Here is a 15,679-nt window from a genome sequence, read left to right on the forward strand (position 1 = left end):
TTTTATTTCATCAAAGTGTGGTGATGGCCAGGGGGAGTTTCACAAGACAGAGATACATCTACTGCAGCTCACATGAAACTAGGGAGGAATTTCGAATGTTGGAGATTAACATTCAAGACGTAATCAATATCTTAAATCTTATGAAGTGGTACTTGATTGGGTTTGGCATTATACTGCTTATTGCTCTTATCCTGATAATAGCCGTAAAAAAACTCTCAAAGCATAAAAAATATATGGTGCGAAGTCAGTCGGGCATCGCGGTATTCGTTGCATTTGTAACGATTGCGAATTTGGTCTGTTTTGGTCCTATGTCCACCATGCTTACCCTGGCCAGTGGCAGAGGCACAATTAGCGAAGAAGCAGGAGCACGAGCGGAAGCGCTGAGTGAAGAAATTGCAGCAGAGGGTATTGTCTTGCTTGCCAATGAGAATAGTCTGCTGCCGCTTGAAAGCGGTTCAAATATTAATGTGTTCGGATGGTCATCTACCAATCCTGTCTACGGAGGCACGGGATCAGGAGCGCTTTCTGGCGTGCATCCTACCGTATCTTTGCTCGACGGTCTAATGAGTGCAGGATTTAATCTCAACACAGAGCTTACCGAATTTTATACCGGGTATAGAGATAAACGTCCGGTAGTAGGTATGTTTGAGCAGGATTGGACCTTACCGGAACCGCCTGTAGCGAATTACTCGGCTGAAATGATAAATAAGGCGAAGGCGTTTTCTGATACAGCGGTAGTAGTGGTTTCTCGCATAGGAGGAGAAGGCGCGGATATCCCTACAGATATGAGCAAAATTACGTACCACAATAATTCTGATTCCTACGGTGATTTTGAGGATGGGGAACATTATCTGGAGCTAAGCAGAAGCGAACGCAACCTGATTGATTTGGTCACATCCAACTTTGACAAGGTTGTCGTCGTTTATAACGGAGCGAATGCGTTTGAGCTTGGCTTCACCGAGGAGTACAAGCAAATCAAGAGTATACTCTGGACACCAGGAGCAGGCCAAACCGGATTCAATGCTCTGGGTAAGGTTATAAGCGGCGTTGTCAATCCGTCTGGGAAAACTTCGGATACGTTTGTTTATGACTTGACTTCGACCCCTACCTATCAAAACATTGGGCATTTTGAATTCAAAAATGCAGATGAGTTTAAACTGGAGTCGAAATATACAAGCGGTCTCCCAACCTTTGTGAATTATGTGGAAGGCATCTATGTGGGGTACCGTTTCTACGAAACGGCTGCTGAAGAAGGGTTAATTGATTATGACCATACGGTGCTGTACCCGTTCGGCTATGGCAAGTCCTATACAACGTTCAAACAGGAAATGCGCGGCATGCAAGAAGATGGGCAAGGCAATGTTACGGTAGAAGTGACGGTTACCAATACGGGTACCGCAGCAGGCAAGGAAGTCGTGGAGCTTTATTATACACCGCCATATACCAATGGGGGGATTGAAAAGGCGGCAGTCAATCTGGTTGCCTTTGATAAAACGGATTTACTGGAAGCGGGAGCTTCCCAGAACATCTCACTGTCTTTCAAAAAGGAAGATATCGCTTCCTATGATACGTATGGTGCAGGGGCATGGGTATTGGAGAAGGGGGATTATCGCATTTCTCTAAGATCCGACTCGCATACCATCATAGATGAACAGACCTTAACTATAGATGAGACTATTGTTTATGGGGAAGACAACAAGCGAAGCAGCGATCATGTCGCAGCCGTTAATCAGTTCGACTTTGCTGAAGGAGATATTGCTTATTTATCTCGTCAAGATGGTTTTGCGAATTATAAGGAGGCAATCGCAGCTCCTGTATCCATGAACATGAGTGAAGATGCAAAGGCGAATTTCAAGAATGATACCAACTATAACCCGGCTGATTACAATAATGACGCCGATGTTATGCCTGTCACTGGGGCCGATAATGGGGTGAAGCTGGTTGAAATGAGAGGGCTGTCCTATGACGATGAAGCGTGGGAGCCTTTGTTGGATCAGTTGACGATCAATGAAATGGTATCGCTCATCGCATACGGAGGGTATCAAACATCAGCGGCAAAATCGGTAGGAAAGGTCGCTACGACTGACCTGGATGGACCTGCTTCCATCAATAACAATTTTACAGGCATCGGTTCAATTGGATTTCCTTCCGCTGTCTTAATGTCGAACAGCTGGAATGAAGACATGGCGATGGCCTTTGGGGAAAGCATAGGAGAAATGGCAGAGGATATGGGCGTATCCGGATGGTATGCACCCGCAATGAACATGCATCGGTCGGCCTTTGCAGGACGCAACTTTGAATATTATTCCGAGGACGGATTCCTTTCTGGAAAAATGGCAGCTAATGCTGTAAAAGGTGCAAGTAAATATGGCGTGTATACGTACCTCAAGCATTTTGCGCTTAATGATCAGGAAATTAATCGATTTAGCATGCTCACAACATGGTCTAATGAGCAGGCTATACGCGAGATTTATCTAAAGCCTTTTGAAATGGCCGTAAAAGAAGGAAAGTCAACAGCCATCATGTCGGCTTATAACTATATCGGTTCAGAATGGGCGGGAGCTTCGAGCGCTCTGCTGAACACGGTTCTGCGTGATGAATGGGGATTCAGAGGCATGGTCATAACGGATTACTTTGTAGGGTTTGGTTATATGGATGCAGACCTGTTTATTCGGAATGGCGGAGATTTCTCGCTGATTCCGTATGAGAATGGCGGAAATGTGGTTGATGATACGGAAAGCGCTACTTCTGTGCTGGCCATGCGTCAGGCTTCTAAAAACATTCTATACACGGTAGTCAACAGCCGTGCCTATAGTGAGAATGCCCTTGCTCAGGGTATGCCTGCATGGAAAGTGGCTGCGATTATTATAAATATTGTGGCAGCATGCATCTTCATCCTTATGGAGCTGCTGACTTTCAGAAAGTACCGGAGAATCTCCAACAAAATGATTGAATCACAAAAGACAGAAGATGTCCTAGTGTAACGGTCAGACCAGGATTGCTAGCAGAAACAACATGAATATAAAAAGGGTAATAGAGCAGTCTAACAGTCTGTTATAGACTCGGACTGCTCTATTCCTAAACCTATGGAGTGAAACTGAAACGATGAAATACGGAGAAATCATACAAAAGATGACGTTGGAGGAGAAGGCCTCTTTAATGTCAGGAAAAGACTTCTGGCAAACCAAAAATATCGAACGGCTGGGCATTCCAAGCATTTTTCTCGCCGATGGGCCGCATGGCATCAGGAAGCAAGCCGCCGCCGCAGATCATCTTGGACTGAATGAAAGTATTCCAGCCACTTGTTTTCCGACAGCTGCAACAGTGGCCAATAGCTGGAATATAGAATTGGGTGAGAGAATCGGACAGTATCTCGGTGCAGAGGCTGTATCGCAAAAAGTGAATGTCTTGCTGGGACCAGGAATTAATATGAAGCGCAATCCTTTAGCGGGAAGAAATTTCGAGTATTTTAGCGAAGATCCTTATCTTGCTGGTAAAATGGCCGCCGGCTACATTCGAGGTATTCAATCTCATGGGATTGCTGCCTGTGTGAAGCATTTTGCTGTCAATAATCAGGAAGAAAGACGGATGGTCATCGATACCGTAGTCGATGAAAGAACATTAAGAGAAATCTACTTAACAGCCTTTGAAATAGCTATAAAAGAAGGCGAAAGCAAAACGGTCATGTCTGCTTACAATAGGTTGAATGGTTACTATACGAATGAAAGCTTGCATCTCATGAGGGAGATTTTGCGGAGTGAATGGAATTTCGACGGTGTTGTCGTCACGGACTGGGGCGGAAGCAATGAGCGTGTAGCAGGACTGCTTGCCGGTAATGAACTTGAAATGCCGACTACTAACGGTGAGACCAATGAGGAAATTATTCAAGCGATCAAAAGCGGAAGACTAAAAGAAGAAGTGTTAGATGAGTGCGTAGACAGATTGCTGGAGCTTATTTTTACAACAGAGGCAGCATTCCAAAGCCCTCCTAAAGGGACAGACATGCGAGAGCATCACAAGGCCGCGCAGGAGGCCGCTGAAGAATCCATTGTATTGCTTAAGAATGAAGGAAATATATTACCGCTGACACCGAACAAGGTTGCCATTATTGGAGAATTTGCTAGAGAACCACGATACCAAGGAGCAGGATCCTCCATCGTAAACCCTGCCATATTGGACAATACATTAAATGGTCTAAAGGAATCGGGGCTCGTCAGTATCGGGTTTGAAGCGGGATTCGAACGGTACGGCAAAAAGAATCGTAAAAAAATCGACAGAGCGTGTGCGCTTGCCAAAGAAGCTGACACCGTTCTCCTATATATAGGTTTGGACGAAGCAACCGAAGCTGAAGGATTAGACCGGCAGGATATGAGGCTTCCACAGAACCAGATTGAGCTTATAGAAGCTTTGTATCAAGTGAATCCCAATATTGTCGCGGTTCTTTCTTGCGGGGCGGCTGTGGAAATGCCATGGATTCAGAAGGTAAAAGGGCTGGTACACGGCTATCTGGCAGGACAAGCAGGAGCAAAAGCAATATTAAGGGTATTGACGGGCCATGTAAATCCTTCCGGGAAGCTGGCGGAAACCTACCCGCTTAACTATGAGGATACACCTTCTTTTCATCAATTTCCCGGCAAAGAAAACAGCGTAGAGTACCGGGAAGGATTGTATATAGGCTATCGTTATTTCGATACAAATGAAGTAGATGTACGATTCCCGTTCGGGTTCGGACTTAGTTACACCACCTATGAGTATTCCGGAATGGAGGTCAATAAGGAGGGCGTAACCTTTAACATTACGAATAGCGGGGACAGGCCGGGAATGGAGATCGCTCAGCTCTATGTGAGGTGCAGATCCAAAGATATCTTTAGGCCCAAAAAAGAATTAAAAGGATTTGTTAAGATTCCCATTAATCCAGGTGAGACCAAGACTGTCTACATCCCTTTTGATGATAAAACCTTCCGTTACTTTAATATAAAGAGCAATCGTTGGGAAGTTGAGGCTGCTGATTATAATATTATGATCGGCGCATCAAGTGCTGATATCCGATTGAGAGATGTCGTTAGCATAGAAGGTACGGGAGCCCCTCTTCCGTACGATAAAACGAAACTACCATCCTATTATTCCGGCAAAGCAAATGATGTAAGCCAAGAGGAATTTGAAAATTTGCTAGGGGTTAAGGTGCCGGAAGCCAAATGGGATCGAACACAGCCACTTGGCTATAATGATACGATTGCCCAGTGCCAGTATGCGAGGGGAATAGCGGCAAGATTTGCTTTTAAGCTCATCCATTTCTCGCATTGGTTTCTTAAGAAAATAGGGAAAAGAAGCACTGCCAATCTGATCATCATGTCGGTCTATCATATGCCCTTTCGAGGTGTCGCGAGAATGACTGGCGGCGTCATCAATATGCGTATGCTGGACGGCATTCTGATGATGGTCAATGGTCAGTTTATTAGAGGCCTGCGTCATGTCATGCGGGAGAAGAGGAAGAAGGCAAAGCTCTCAAAGACGAACCAAAACCTGCAGCAGACGGGGAAGGAGGCTTGAGTCGTATGGAAAACGAAAAATTAGCAGATCGTAAAAATAGCTCGAAGATTATAGGATTATGGCATAGCTACAAAAATAAGCATCCCAATACCGCTCAATTTCTAGTATTCTTTATGTTGAGTAATGGAATAACCCTATTGCAGTTTGTGTTAATGCCTCTATTTAAGAGAGTCTTTTCCCAAACTTCTTTGGTAAGCACGAATTTTCAAGTGCTGTTTTTTGGTCAAAACTTCGATGGAAGTGACTATTATGTATTTGATTATGCAGCGGGTTCGCTTGCAGCGGGAGGCGGAGGCGGGCTTGCCTATTTCTTAGCTGTTCAAGTCACAATCGGAATTGCACAAATCATTAATTTTTTTGCTCAGAGAAGCATTACCTTTAAGTCTAACTCCAATATTTGGATTAGTGCTTTTTGGTATGTGGTTGCTTATATTGTAATTACGATTGGCGCGGCTGCAGCTCAAGGGTTTTATAAAACGCCTGTTTACAACTTGTTTATCAACACCTGGGGAATGGGAGGGATCGGGGAAACCATCGCAGATGTGATCACAATGATTATTAACAGCGCCATTTCGTTCTGGGTCTTTTTCCCGATCTTCAAAATCATATTCAAACAGAAGCGTGAACAATCAGCTTAATGAAAGTAGGGTTTGCAATGAAATTATTATCAGTCATCATTCCTTGCTATAATTCGCAAGATTATATGAGGTATTGCATCGAGTCCTTGTTATCTGGCGGGGAACGCGTTGAGATACTGATAGTAAATGACGGATCGACCGATCAAACGGCCCAAATTGCCGATGATTATGCAAGTCAGTATCCCCATATTATAAAAGCGATTCATCAGGAAAACAGCGGGCATGGAGGGGCGATCCATACAGGTATCCGACATGCTTCCGGGATCTATTTCAAGGTCGTGGATAGTGATGACTGGGTAGATCCGCGAGCTTATCTCAAAATTTTAGACACTCTGGCTGACTTCCATGCAGCTTCAGAGTGTGTAGATATGATCATTACCAATTTTGTCTATGAAAAAGAAGGCGCCAAGTATAAAAAAGTGATGAAATATGAAAATGTCCTTCCAGTGGGGGAGATTTTTACCTGGGAAGACATTGGAACTTTCCGCAAAGCGCAGTATATTCTGATGCACTCTGTTATCTACCGAACGCAGATACTTAAAGATTGCGGCCTTGAGCTTCCCAAGCATACCTTTTATGTTGATAATTTATTTGTGTATCAGCCGCTTGGACATGTTAAGAAAATGTACTATATGAATGTAGATTTTTATAGATACTTAATTGGCAGGGAAGGTCAATCGGTTCAGGAAAATATTATGATCAGAAGAATCGACCAGCAAATTAAAGTGAATAAACTTATGATTGAAACGATGAAATCGGCAAATATTCAAAGTCCGAAGCTCCGTGCGTATATGCTTCATCATCTGGAAATTGTAACGGTCGTTTCGGTCATTTTATTAATTCGTTCAGGTACAAAAGAAAATTTGATGAAGAAAAAGGAACTCTGGGAATATATCAGGAATCAGGATATTAAAATGTATCGTGCTTTTAGACACGGACTTATGGGGCACTTATTACATTTGCCAGGCCGGGTAGGAAGACGCATTTCAGTAGGGGCATACAAAATATCGCAGAAAGTTGTAGGATTCAATTAATGAGTGTGAAATATGACTTTTTAATCGTTGGCGCTGGTCTTTATGGTGCGGTGTTTGCACACAAAGCGAATGAGGCAGGGAAAACCTGTCTCATTCTTGATAAGAGGAGTCATATTGCAGGGAACATTTATACGGAAAAAGTCGAAGATATACACGTACATCGCTACGGTGCGCATATTTTTCATACGGCTAATCACGCGGTATGGCAATTTGTTAACCGATTTGCCGATTTCAATCGATATACGAATAGTCCGTTAGCCAATTATTATGGCCAGATTTATAATTTGCCCTTTAATATGAATACATTCAATAAATTATGGGGCGTGACGACTCCGGATGAAGCCAAGAAGTTCATTGAACAGCAACGGGAAGAAAGTTATGTTGAGAACCCGCAAAATCTGGAGGAACAGGCGATTAACCTCGTGGGCAATGAAATCTATGAAAAACTGATTCGCGGTTACACGGAAAAGCAATGGGGGCGTCCCTGTACGGAGCTGCCGGCCTTTATTATCCGCAGATTGCCTGTTCGATTTACTTATGACAATAATTACTTCGACGATCCTTATCAGGGTATTCCTGTGGGCGGCTACACCGCGATGGTCGAGCGAATGATTGAAGGGATAGATGTTAAACTAGATACGGACTATCTGGAAAACAAAACGTATTGGGATAGTCTTGCGGAAAAGGTCGTGTATACGGGTCCTGTAGATGCTTATTTTAACTATTGTTTTGGCGTGTTGGAGTACAGAAGTTTACGATTCGAAACAGAGGTTTTGAATAGGGACAACTATCAAGGCAATGCTGTCGTAAACTTCACTGACCGCCAGACCCCCTACACTAGAATCATTGAACATAAACATTTTGACTTCGGCGATCAAGACAAAACCATTATCACGCGCGAATATAGCGTCGAATGGAAATTGGGCGATGAACCCTACTACCCCATCAATGACGAGAAAAACAATGCCCAATATGAAAGGTATAAAACGTTGGCCGAGCAAGAGAACAGCGTGATTTTCGGAGGCCGTTTAGGAGAATACAAGTATTACAATATGGATAAAATTGTGGAGACTGCATTGCGTAAGGCAGCGGAGGTTTTAAGAATGTAATGGATGCAGTCCACAGGCAAAGCTTCACATGACTGTCGATGAAAAATGTCTTGCGATCCATTTGTGATCGTAGGACATTTTTTTCTTTACTCTTACCACTCATGACGAACGGAAAGAAACAGATTACGGATAGTCAAGGGGGGTAGCGCATGCTATAATTGATAATGATTATCAATGACAACGTGTATCGAAACGGAGAATAAATCATATGAGGAATTTCCACCAAAACTTTCATTTCTATTACGACGAGCTTGGGTTACCGCGGCAAAGCTCAGGCTGTTCGGGACAGATGAATCTGCACACACCTATCGTGGAGGGGACCATTCGCCGTTTCGTTCCGCGCCCCGATTTCGAAATCGTATTTTCCGACTTGAAGTTTCATAAAGAATTTATGATGCCGCTGATGACAAGGGCGCCCATGGTCGAGCTGCACTATTGTTTGCAAGGAAAAAGGGTCGTCCATGCTCAGCGCAACCAATACGAATTTGTTCCGGGTATGTGCGCGCTTCAGTTGATCGACGAAGTGAAAGTGCAGTTCGAATTTACCAGTAATCAGCCTTATCTGATGCTGGGGATCGGGATCCCCGTCTCGACCTTCCATCACTATATGGAGGATGTTTCGGGCATCAGGAAACTTGACTTCTCCAACCTTCTGGGACGACAGCCATTTCGCCTCTTTCACGAATCAATCGATCCGGCGGCTTCCGTAATCATTAATCGGTTGACTCATTCTGTGCAGACGCGCGGAATAGGAAACCTTGAATTGGAGTGCAGCGTGCTGGAGCTTATGATGTCGGCCTTTCAATCCTTTCTTGTCGATGCAAAGCTGCCGAAGTTGTCCAGAACCGAAATGCAAAAAATACATCAAGCACGCGATATCGTGTTGGAGAGAATGGAAAATCCGCCCTCACTGATCCAACTGTCCCGCATGGTTGGTCTGAACGACTACAAATTAAAGTCCGGCTTTAAAGAACGATACGGAACGACCGTATTCGGTTATTTGCGGGAAAAGCGGTTAGAAAAGGCTTTTCTTCTGTTGCAGCAAGGAGAGTTGAATGTCAATGAAACATCGCTGGCGGTAGGCTATTCCAATCCCAGTTATTTTTCAGAGGCATTTCGGAATAAGTATGGCATAAATCCCGGAAGCTTGAGCAGACGTTAGTTTTGTGTTGCAGCCTATATAATCTTGAACATTCTTTGACCTGAAAAACTGTTCTTCGGAGCAGTTTTTTTTGTTGAATGGATTCCTCCCTGTAACCGTGAAAATATTCCGTCTAGTGGTGGAGGCTGCATTCCATATTGTTGTATTCTTGATGATAATGAGTCTCATTCGCATTGTAAGGCCTCACTAATCGCAATGACAAATGAAACGTAAACCTAAATAGAAAGGTAAGGATTGAAGCATGAATAAGAATCGAAAAACGGTAGTATCGATCGCCATTTCAGTCATGTTATTGTGGTTGGCAGCAGGTTGCGGTGGAACGGTTACAAAAGAACAACCAGGAGAAAAATTGCCTCCGTCAAGCAAAGAAGAAAATATCGTCTCCGGATTTCCCAGAACGATCACGCACTTGAAGGGGGAAACCGTTGTCCAAGCAAAACCGATCAAAATTGCAGCACCCTATATCGCCTTTGTCGACTACCTTGCTGTGCTGGATGAATATCCAATTGCCGCGCAAGGAGTGGAAACGATCGAGCAGAATTTTCCGAATTTGAGCAAACGTGTCGCGGGAAAAAATATTCTGGATCTCGGTATGGAGGTCGATCTGGAGAAGCTGCTTGCCGCACAGCCGGATCTTATTATCGCTGCGGACGATATGGAGGATCAGTATGAGAAGCTGTCGCAAATCGCGCCGACTGTCCTGTTCCCGCAAGCGGGCGACTGGCGGGACACGCTGCAGCAAATTGCCGATGCGATTGGCAAGGAAGAGATAGCAAGCAGCGTCCTGGCCGAGTTTGACCGTAAATCTGCGGAATATAAAGAAAAGTTGGCGTTTCGCAGCCAGGAGTCTGTCATGTTTACGATGTACAGCGGCAAAGAAACTTTTGTGATCTGGAACGATGGGCGATTTGACCCATTTTATAAAGGGCTCGGGCTGAAGCCAGTGGACGGAGCTGGAGCAGGCGGGCAAGTGTCGCTCGAAAGTTTGGCCGCGCTCAATCCGGATCATCTATTTGTCATTAACAATTGGCAAAACCCGATTCAAGGCGGTGTCAAGGAGGCGCTGAAAGATAGCATGGTGTGGAACAGCATGAACGCAGTGAAAAACAACCACTTGTATGAGTTGGCCGATCCTTCGCTGCCCGGACCGATGGCGCTCGCCAAGATCGACGGTATCGAGGAGATCATGAAGGCATTGGGAAAATAACCCGGTCGGCAAATATGTAATCATAAAATAGCGAAGAAGGTTATCATATGATGGGTTTCAAAAAAGCGATGATCATGAGTATAAGTCTCATTCTGATATTGCTGTCATTCGGATGCAGCAAAGCGCACGATACAACGAGCGAACGTGAAGGAGCCGTTCCCGATTCTTCGACGGGAAAGGAGCTTTCGCAACAACTGACCCGAACGATCAAGGATGCCAAGGGCGAAGTTATCATTCCCGCAAAACCTGAGCGGATTGCGGACATCTCTGGCTCTACCGAAGAACTGCTCGTACTTGGCTTTCAGCCTGTGCTGACAGGAAACACCGATATGGGGAATCCCGGCGAAGTGACTCCCATTCTGAAAAAAGAACTGAAGGAAGGTGTCATTATCGGCGGCTGGTTCCAGACGGACGTAAATGTGGAAGCGATTATGGAGGCCAACCCAGATGTCATTTTTGCCGGCCCCACGCAGGAGAAAATCTACGATCAGTTGTCGAAAATTGCTCCGACGGTACGGGTGCCCTACGGATTTAACGCGTTTCGCGAACGTTTTGCTTTTATCGCCGAGACGCTTGGCAAGAAGGAGGCAATGGAGGATTGGCTGCAAGCATACGAGGCCAAGACACGTAAAGAACATGAGCGAATAACAGCGATGACCGGGGACGAGACGTTCGCGATAATCGAAGCGACGCAAAAAGAAATTCGCATATACTCCAGTACCGGCATTGCCGATATCGTGTACAACGACTTAAAGCTGCCCCGTACGCCAGGTCTCCCCGAACCAGATGCCTGGGGCGGCAAAGTAACCAGTCTGGAAGGCTTGTCTACCTTTAATCCGGATCATTTGATTTTGCTTGCCGATAGCTCTCAAAACGTGCTGGAGGAAAGTAGAATTTGGGGTAATTTGACTGCTGTCAAAGCGGGAAACGTATACCGCATGACAAGTCTCCAAAACTACAACGAAGCATTTTTCGCCTTGGGGAAGGAAGCGCTGCTGGATCAGCTTGTCGGCGACATCCTGAAACAGGTGCAATGAGGTGAGGTTGGAGGGGATTAAAATGGCACGAAAAAAAACGGGGGTATCCCGACTGTTGGAAATCGCCGGAGAAAAGCGCGGACTGTTGGTTGTCTCCGGACTGCTTTCTTCACTTAGTGCAGTATGTATGCTGGTGCCCTATGCATCTGTCTATTTCATTCTAAAAGATTTGCTGGAACATGCGGCATCACCGGTTTTGGCCGACGGAGGCAAGATGATCCGCTGGGGCGTGATTGCGTTGCTCGGTCTGCTCGGGAGTCTGGCGACAATGTACACGGGCGGTATGGTATCCCATATCGCCGCTTTTCGGATTTTGTACGGTATGCGGGTCAAGCTGACAAAACATATCGGTAAGCTGCCGCTCGGCTGGCTGAACGGTACTTCAACGGGAGCCGTCAAGAAAACGCTGGAACAAAACGTGGAAAAAGTCGAAACGTTTATCGCCCATCAGTTGCCCGATCTCGTTCACGTCGCAGTGACAACGCTGCTGATGATCGCGGTTATGCTTACGCTCAATGTTTGGCTGGCGATTGCATGCATCGTGCCGATTGCCCTTGGTTTTGCGGTTCAGATGATGCTGATGTCCGGGCCGAAAACGAAAGAAAATGTCAAGCGGTATCATGATTCGCTGGAACGGATGAATGCCTCCGCCGTCCAGTATGTGCGGGGGATGCCGGCAATCAAGGTGTTTGGGCAAACCGTGCAATCGTTTCGCCAATTCTATCAGGACATGATCCAATACCGCGATTATTGCGTGAAATATACGGATCAGTTTCAAAACGGATATTTGATCTTCAAGGTCATTCTCGGCTCATTTGCCGCGTTCGTCTTGCCGGTCGGCGTGTTTTTGCTGAGCCGGGACCCAGGCAACGTCGCCTTCGCCTCCGTTCTGCTGTTTTTCATGGTCATGGCGCCGGGCATTTCCGCTCCTATGTTCAAAATCATGTTCCTGACTTCGACGCTCAGAGATATTAACGAAGGTGTGGAGCGTATCGACCGCATATTGGCTGAACGGCCTGTGCCGGAACCGGAGCATCCGAAACGGCCGAATGAGTTTGATGTTTCTTTCGATAACGTCAGTTTTTCGTATGGAGCGGGGTCATCAAACGCCGACACGCTCACGGACATTTCATTTACCGCCCGCCAAGGGGAAGTGACGGCGCTCGTCGGTCCGTCGGGAGCCGGCAAATCGACAGTGGCGAGCCTGGTGCCCCGTTTCTGGGATGTGAAAGCGGGAGCGATTCGTATCGGCGATGTGGATATTCAAGACATGGTCTCCGACGATCTGATGAACACCGTTGGTTTCGTGTTTCAGGAATCGTTTTTGTTTTACGATACCGTATACAACAATATCGCGGTCGGGCGGCCGGACGCGTCGCCGGAAGAAGTTTTCGCCGCGGCGAAGGCGGCGCAGTGTCATGCATTCATCGAGAACCTTCCGCAACGCTATGACACGTTGATCGGAGAAGGAGGCGTCTATTTGTCTGGCGGGGAGGAACAGCGGATGGCCGTGGCCAGAGCGATTCTGAAGAACGCCCCTGTGCTTGTGCTCGATGAAGCGACCGCATTCGCCGACCCGGAGAATGAGTATGAGATGCAATTGGCGTTAAAAGCGTTGATCAAAAACAAGACGGTCATGGTCATTGCGCATCGCCTGTCCACAATTCGGGATGCGGAGCAAATTCTCGTGATGGAAAGCGGGAGAATCGTTGAGCGGGGACGGCATGAAGAACTGATCGCGTCTAACGGCTTGTATGGGCGGATGTGGAGCTCCTACTGTAGAGCGGGTCGCTGGCATATGGGCAAAGGGGAGGTGGCGGCTGAACATGAGCATGCTGCGCAACATTACGGCGGATAATCCGCGAACTTTGATCAAACCTGTTTTGTATACGACACTTGCCAATTTGGCGGGCATAATTCCGTTTGCGCTGCTGGTAGAAGCGATGAGACTGATCTTTGACCCGTTCGTCCATCCCGAAATTCCGCTCGATACGGGGCGGCTCTGGTTGGTGTGCAGCGGCATGGCCGTATCGCTTGTTCTTTTGTACGGCTGCGAGGTTCCCGCCTATCGTTCCCAATACCGCAATGCGTACAGCGCGGCGGTGGACGGACGGTCGCGCTTGGCCGAGCATTTGCGCAAGCTGTCGCTAGGGTATCTGAACAGGCGCGATCCTGGCGATCTTGCCAATATGATGATGGGTGATTTCACGATGCTGGAGCACGGCATCTCCCATCTGTTGCCGCAGATGATCGGGGCTGTCGTCATGCCGGTTCTTGCTTTGATCGGCCTGTCATTCCTTGACTGGCGTATGGCGTCTTCATTGTTCGCGGCGCTTCCCGTCGCTATTCTGCTGGTGGTCATGACTTCCGGCATCCAGCGCAAACTCGGCACGCAGCATATGCGGGCGAAGATCGATGCCGGCAACCGGCTGCAAGAATACTTGAACGGCATTCACGTCATCAAAGCCTATAACTTGACGGGGGAGCGTTTTACCCGGCTGGATCGTTCGTTTAAGGAATTGATGCGGCAGAGCATCCGAATCGAAGGGATGCTGGGACCGATTGTACTAAGCGCAATTGCCTGTATCCGGGCCGGACTTACCCTGATGGTGATAATTGGCGTTCATCTGCTGCTCGGTGGAAGCTTGGATGTCACCACTTTCGTAGCGTTCCTTATTATCGGCACCCGGATCTTCGATCCGCTGCAGACTGCGCTTGTAGGTTATGCGGAGTTCCGCTATCACGAGCAAGCGGGGGAACGCATCGTACAGCTTTTGCGGGAGCCTGTCATGCAAGGAGATCGGCAACCGTCTGCAGGACATGATCTTGAATTGAAGCAGGTTACGTTTGGCTATCTGGAGAAAGCGGTTTTGCAGGACGTTAGCATACGCATGCCATCCGGTTCCTTCACCGCGCTGGTCGGTCCTTCGGGAAGCGGCAAGAGTACCGTTCTGCGGCTGATTGCCCGCTTCTACGATCCGGAACGGGGAACGGTGACGATGGGCGGTGAAGATATCCGCACATTAGAACCGGAAGCGCTGCTGCACAAAGTGTCGATGGTTTTTCAGGACGTCTATCTGTTTCAGGACACGATTGCAAACAACATTCGTTTCGGGCGAAAGGGTGCAACGCGAGAGGAAATCGAGGAAGCGGCACGACTCGCTTGTTGTCACGAATTTATTATGAAACTGCCCAGCGGCTACGATACACCGGTTGGAGAGGGCGGCAGCACGCTGTCAGGCGGAGAAAAACAGCGAATTTCCATCGCAAGGGCAATCCTGAAAAATGCGCCGGTCATACTGCTCGATGAAGCGACGGCTTCCCTCGATCCCGAGAACGAAACGGAGATTCAGCAAGCGATCGATCGGCTTGTTCGAGGCCGAACGGTCATCGTCATCGCTCACCGGTTGAAGACGATACAACATGCCGACCAGATTGTTGTACTGGATGGCGGGCGGATCGTAGAGCAAGGCCGCCATGACGAACTGCTATCATGGAACGGCCTGTATGCCCGTCTGTGGAAACGGCAGCATGAAGCGGGCGAGTGGCGGATGTCTTCCTGAATGCCTTCGCGCACATGAATAAACATCCTCTGGCATAGTGATGGCGAACCCGATTTAGGAGCGCCAACAGCATGCAGGGGATGTTTTTTTGTGCTGGGAGGCAGGCCAGCTATGCTCGGCAGACGTACCGGAAAGAAGCGCTGCGGATCATTTGCTAACGTTCTTTGCGTTATCCGATGGCCATCGGCGTCCTTCGAGCCCTTCACTAAAGCGGGAGCAAGATGCCTTGTCAGAAATCTCGATTAGATAATTGTTCATATCGCATTTGTGATGGGTGCATTTGAATTTGTGTTAGTCCGTGCTACACTAGCATAAATAATGAGAATCATTATCAATGCCATGCACTGATTTTGCGGCGATTACCCGTGATGTCTTGTTG

At 47.1% G+C, this 15,679-nt stretch carries 10 protein-coding genes; all 10 read left to right on the forward strand.

Translation table 11 applies throughout. The annotated features are described in order from the left end of the window. Positions 1-95 precede the first annotated feature (95 nt). The 10 genes from AC0YNW_RS20770 to AC0YNW_RS20815 all read left to right on the forward strand — a co-directional run bounded on the left by AC0YNW_RS20770 (position 96) and on the right by AC0YNW_RS20815 (position 15,300). Positions 96-2,984, forward strand: coding sequence for a glycoside hydrolase family 3 protein (locus AC0YNW_RS20770; protein ID WP_475833577.1), 2,889 nt, complete (start codon positions 96-98; stop codon positions 2,982-2,984). A gap of 148 nt (positions 2,985-3,132) precedes the next feature. Further along, positions 3,133-5,550, forward strand: a complete 2,418-nt coding sequence (locus tag AC0YNW_RS20775) for a beta-glucosidase (protein WP_475833741.1) — start codon at positions 3,133-3,135, stop codon at positions 5,548-5,550. A gap of 5 nt (positions 5,551-5,555) precedes the next feature. Continuing rightward, complete coding sequence (locus tag AC0YNW_RS20780; RefSeq protein WP_475833578.1) at positions 5,556-6,188, forward strand: hypothetical protein; 633 nt, start codon at positions 5,556-5,558, stop codon at positions 6,186-6,188. Positions 6,189-6,205: 17 nt separating this feature from the next. Then, positions 6,206-7,222, forward strand: a complete 1,017-nt coding sequence (locus AC0YNW_RS20785) for a glycosyltransferase family 2 protein (protein ID WP_475833579.1) — start codon at positions 6,206-6,208, stop codon at positions 7,220-7,222. Then, positions 7,222-8,331: a UDP-galactopyranose mutase gene (gene glf, locus AC0YNW_RS20790; protein ID WP_475833580.1), complete on the forward strand. Its 1,110-nt coding sequence runs from the start codon at positions 7,222-7,224 to the stop codon at positions 8,329-8,331. The genes AC0YNW_RS20785 and glf overlap by 1 nt, the downstream gene beginning before the upstream one ends. Positions 8,332-8,539: 208 nt before the next feature. Beyond that, positions 8,540-9,493 carry a helix-turn-helix transcriptional regulator gene (locus tag AC0YNW_RS20795; protein WP_475833581.1) on the forward strand — a complete coding sequence of 318 codons (954 nt, stop codon included), beginning with the start codon at positions 8,540-8,542 and terminating at the stop codon, positions 9,491-9,493. A 241-nt stretch (positions 9,494-9,734) separates the two neighbouring features. Continuing rightward, a complete protein-coding gene (locus AC0YNW_RS20800) occupies positions 9,735-10,700 on the forward strand; it encodes an ABC transporter substrate-binding protein (RefSeq protein WP_475833582.1) in 966 nt (321 codons plus the stop codon). Positions 10,701-10,747: 47 nt separating this feature from the next. Then, complete coding sequence (locus tag AC0YNW_RS20805; RefSeq protein WP_475833583.1) at positions 10,748-11,737, forward strand: ABC transporter substrate-binding protein; 990 nt, start codon at positions 10,748-10,750, stop codon at positions 11,735-11,737. A 22-nt stretch (positions 11,738-11,759) separates the two neighbouring features. Continuing rightward, positions 11,760-13,595 carry an ABC transporter ATP-binding protein gene (locus tag AC0YNW_RS20810; protein ID WP_475833584.1) on the forward strand — a complete coding sequence of 612 codons (1,836 nt, stop codon included), beginning with the start codon at positions 11,760-11,762 and terminating at the stop codon, positions 13,593-13,595. Further along, positions 13,564-15,300, forward strand: a complete 1,737-nt coding sequence (locus tag AC0YNW_RS20815) for an ABC transporter ATP-binding protein (RefSeq protein WP_475833585.1) — start codon at positions 13,564-13,566, stop codon at positions 15,298-15,300. The genes AC0YNW_RS20810 and AC0YNW_RS20815 overlap by 32 nt, the downstream gene beginning before the upstream one ends. Positions 15,301-15,679 lie beyond the last annotated feature (379 nt).

It is taken from the genome of Paenibacillus sp. J31R120, from assembly GCF_056269225.1.

What these genes read in the sequence shown, in the direction of transcription:
- AC0YNW_RS20770 (WP_475833577.1), top strand. Translation starts at nt 96, where the DNA reads ATGTTGGAGATTAACATTCAAGACGTAATCAATATCTTAAATCTTATG.
- AC0YNW_RS20775 (WP_475833741.1), top strand. Translation starts at nt 3,133, where the DNA reads ATGACGTTGGAGGAGAAGGCCTCTTTAATGTCAGGAAAAGACTTCTGG.
- AC0YNW_RS20780 (WP_475833578.1), top strand. Translation starts at nt 5,556, where the DNA reads ATGGAAAACGAAAAATTAGCAGATCGTAAAAATAGCTCGAAGATTATA.
- AC0YNW_RS20785 (WP_475833579.1), top strand. Translation starts at nt 6,206, where the DNA reads ATGAAATTATTATCAGTCATCATTCCTTGCTATAATTCGCAAGATTAT.
- glf (WP_475833580.1), top strand. Translation starts at nt 7,222, where the DNA reads ATGAGTGTGAAATATGACTTTTTAATCGTTGGCGCTGGTCTTTATGGT.
- AC0YNW_RS20795 (WP_475833581.1), top strand. Translation starts at nt 8,540, where the DNA reads ATGAGGAATTTCCACCAAAACTTTCATTTCTATTACGACGAGCTTGGG.
- AC0YNW_RS20800 (WP_475833582.1), top strand. Translation starts at nt 9,735, where the DNA reads ATGAATAAGAATCGAAAAACGGTAGTATCGATCGCCATTTCAGTCATG.
- AC0YNW_RS20805 (WP_475833583.1), top strand. Translation starts at nt 10,748, where the DNA reads ATGATGGGTTTCAAAAAAGCGATGATCATGAGTATAAGTCTCATTCTG.
- AC0YNW_RS20810 (WP_475833584.1), top strand. Translation starts at nt 11,760, where the DNA reads ATGGCACGAAAAAAAACGGGGGTATCCCGACTGTTGGAAATCGCCGGA.
- AC0YNW_RS20815 (WP_475833585.1), top strand. Translation starts at nt 13,564, where the DNA reads ATGAGCATGCTGCGCAACATTACGGCGGATAATCCGCGAACTTTGATC.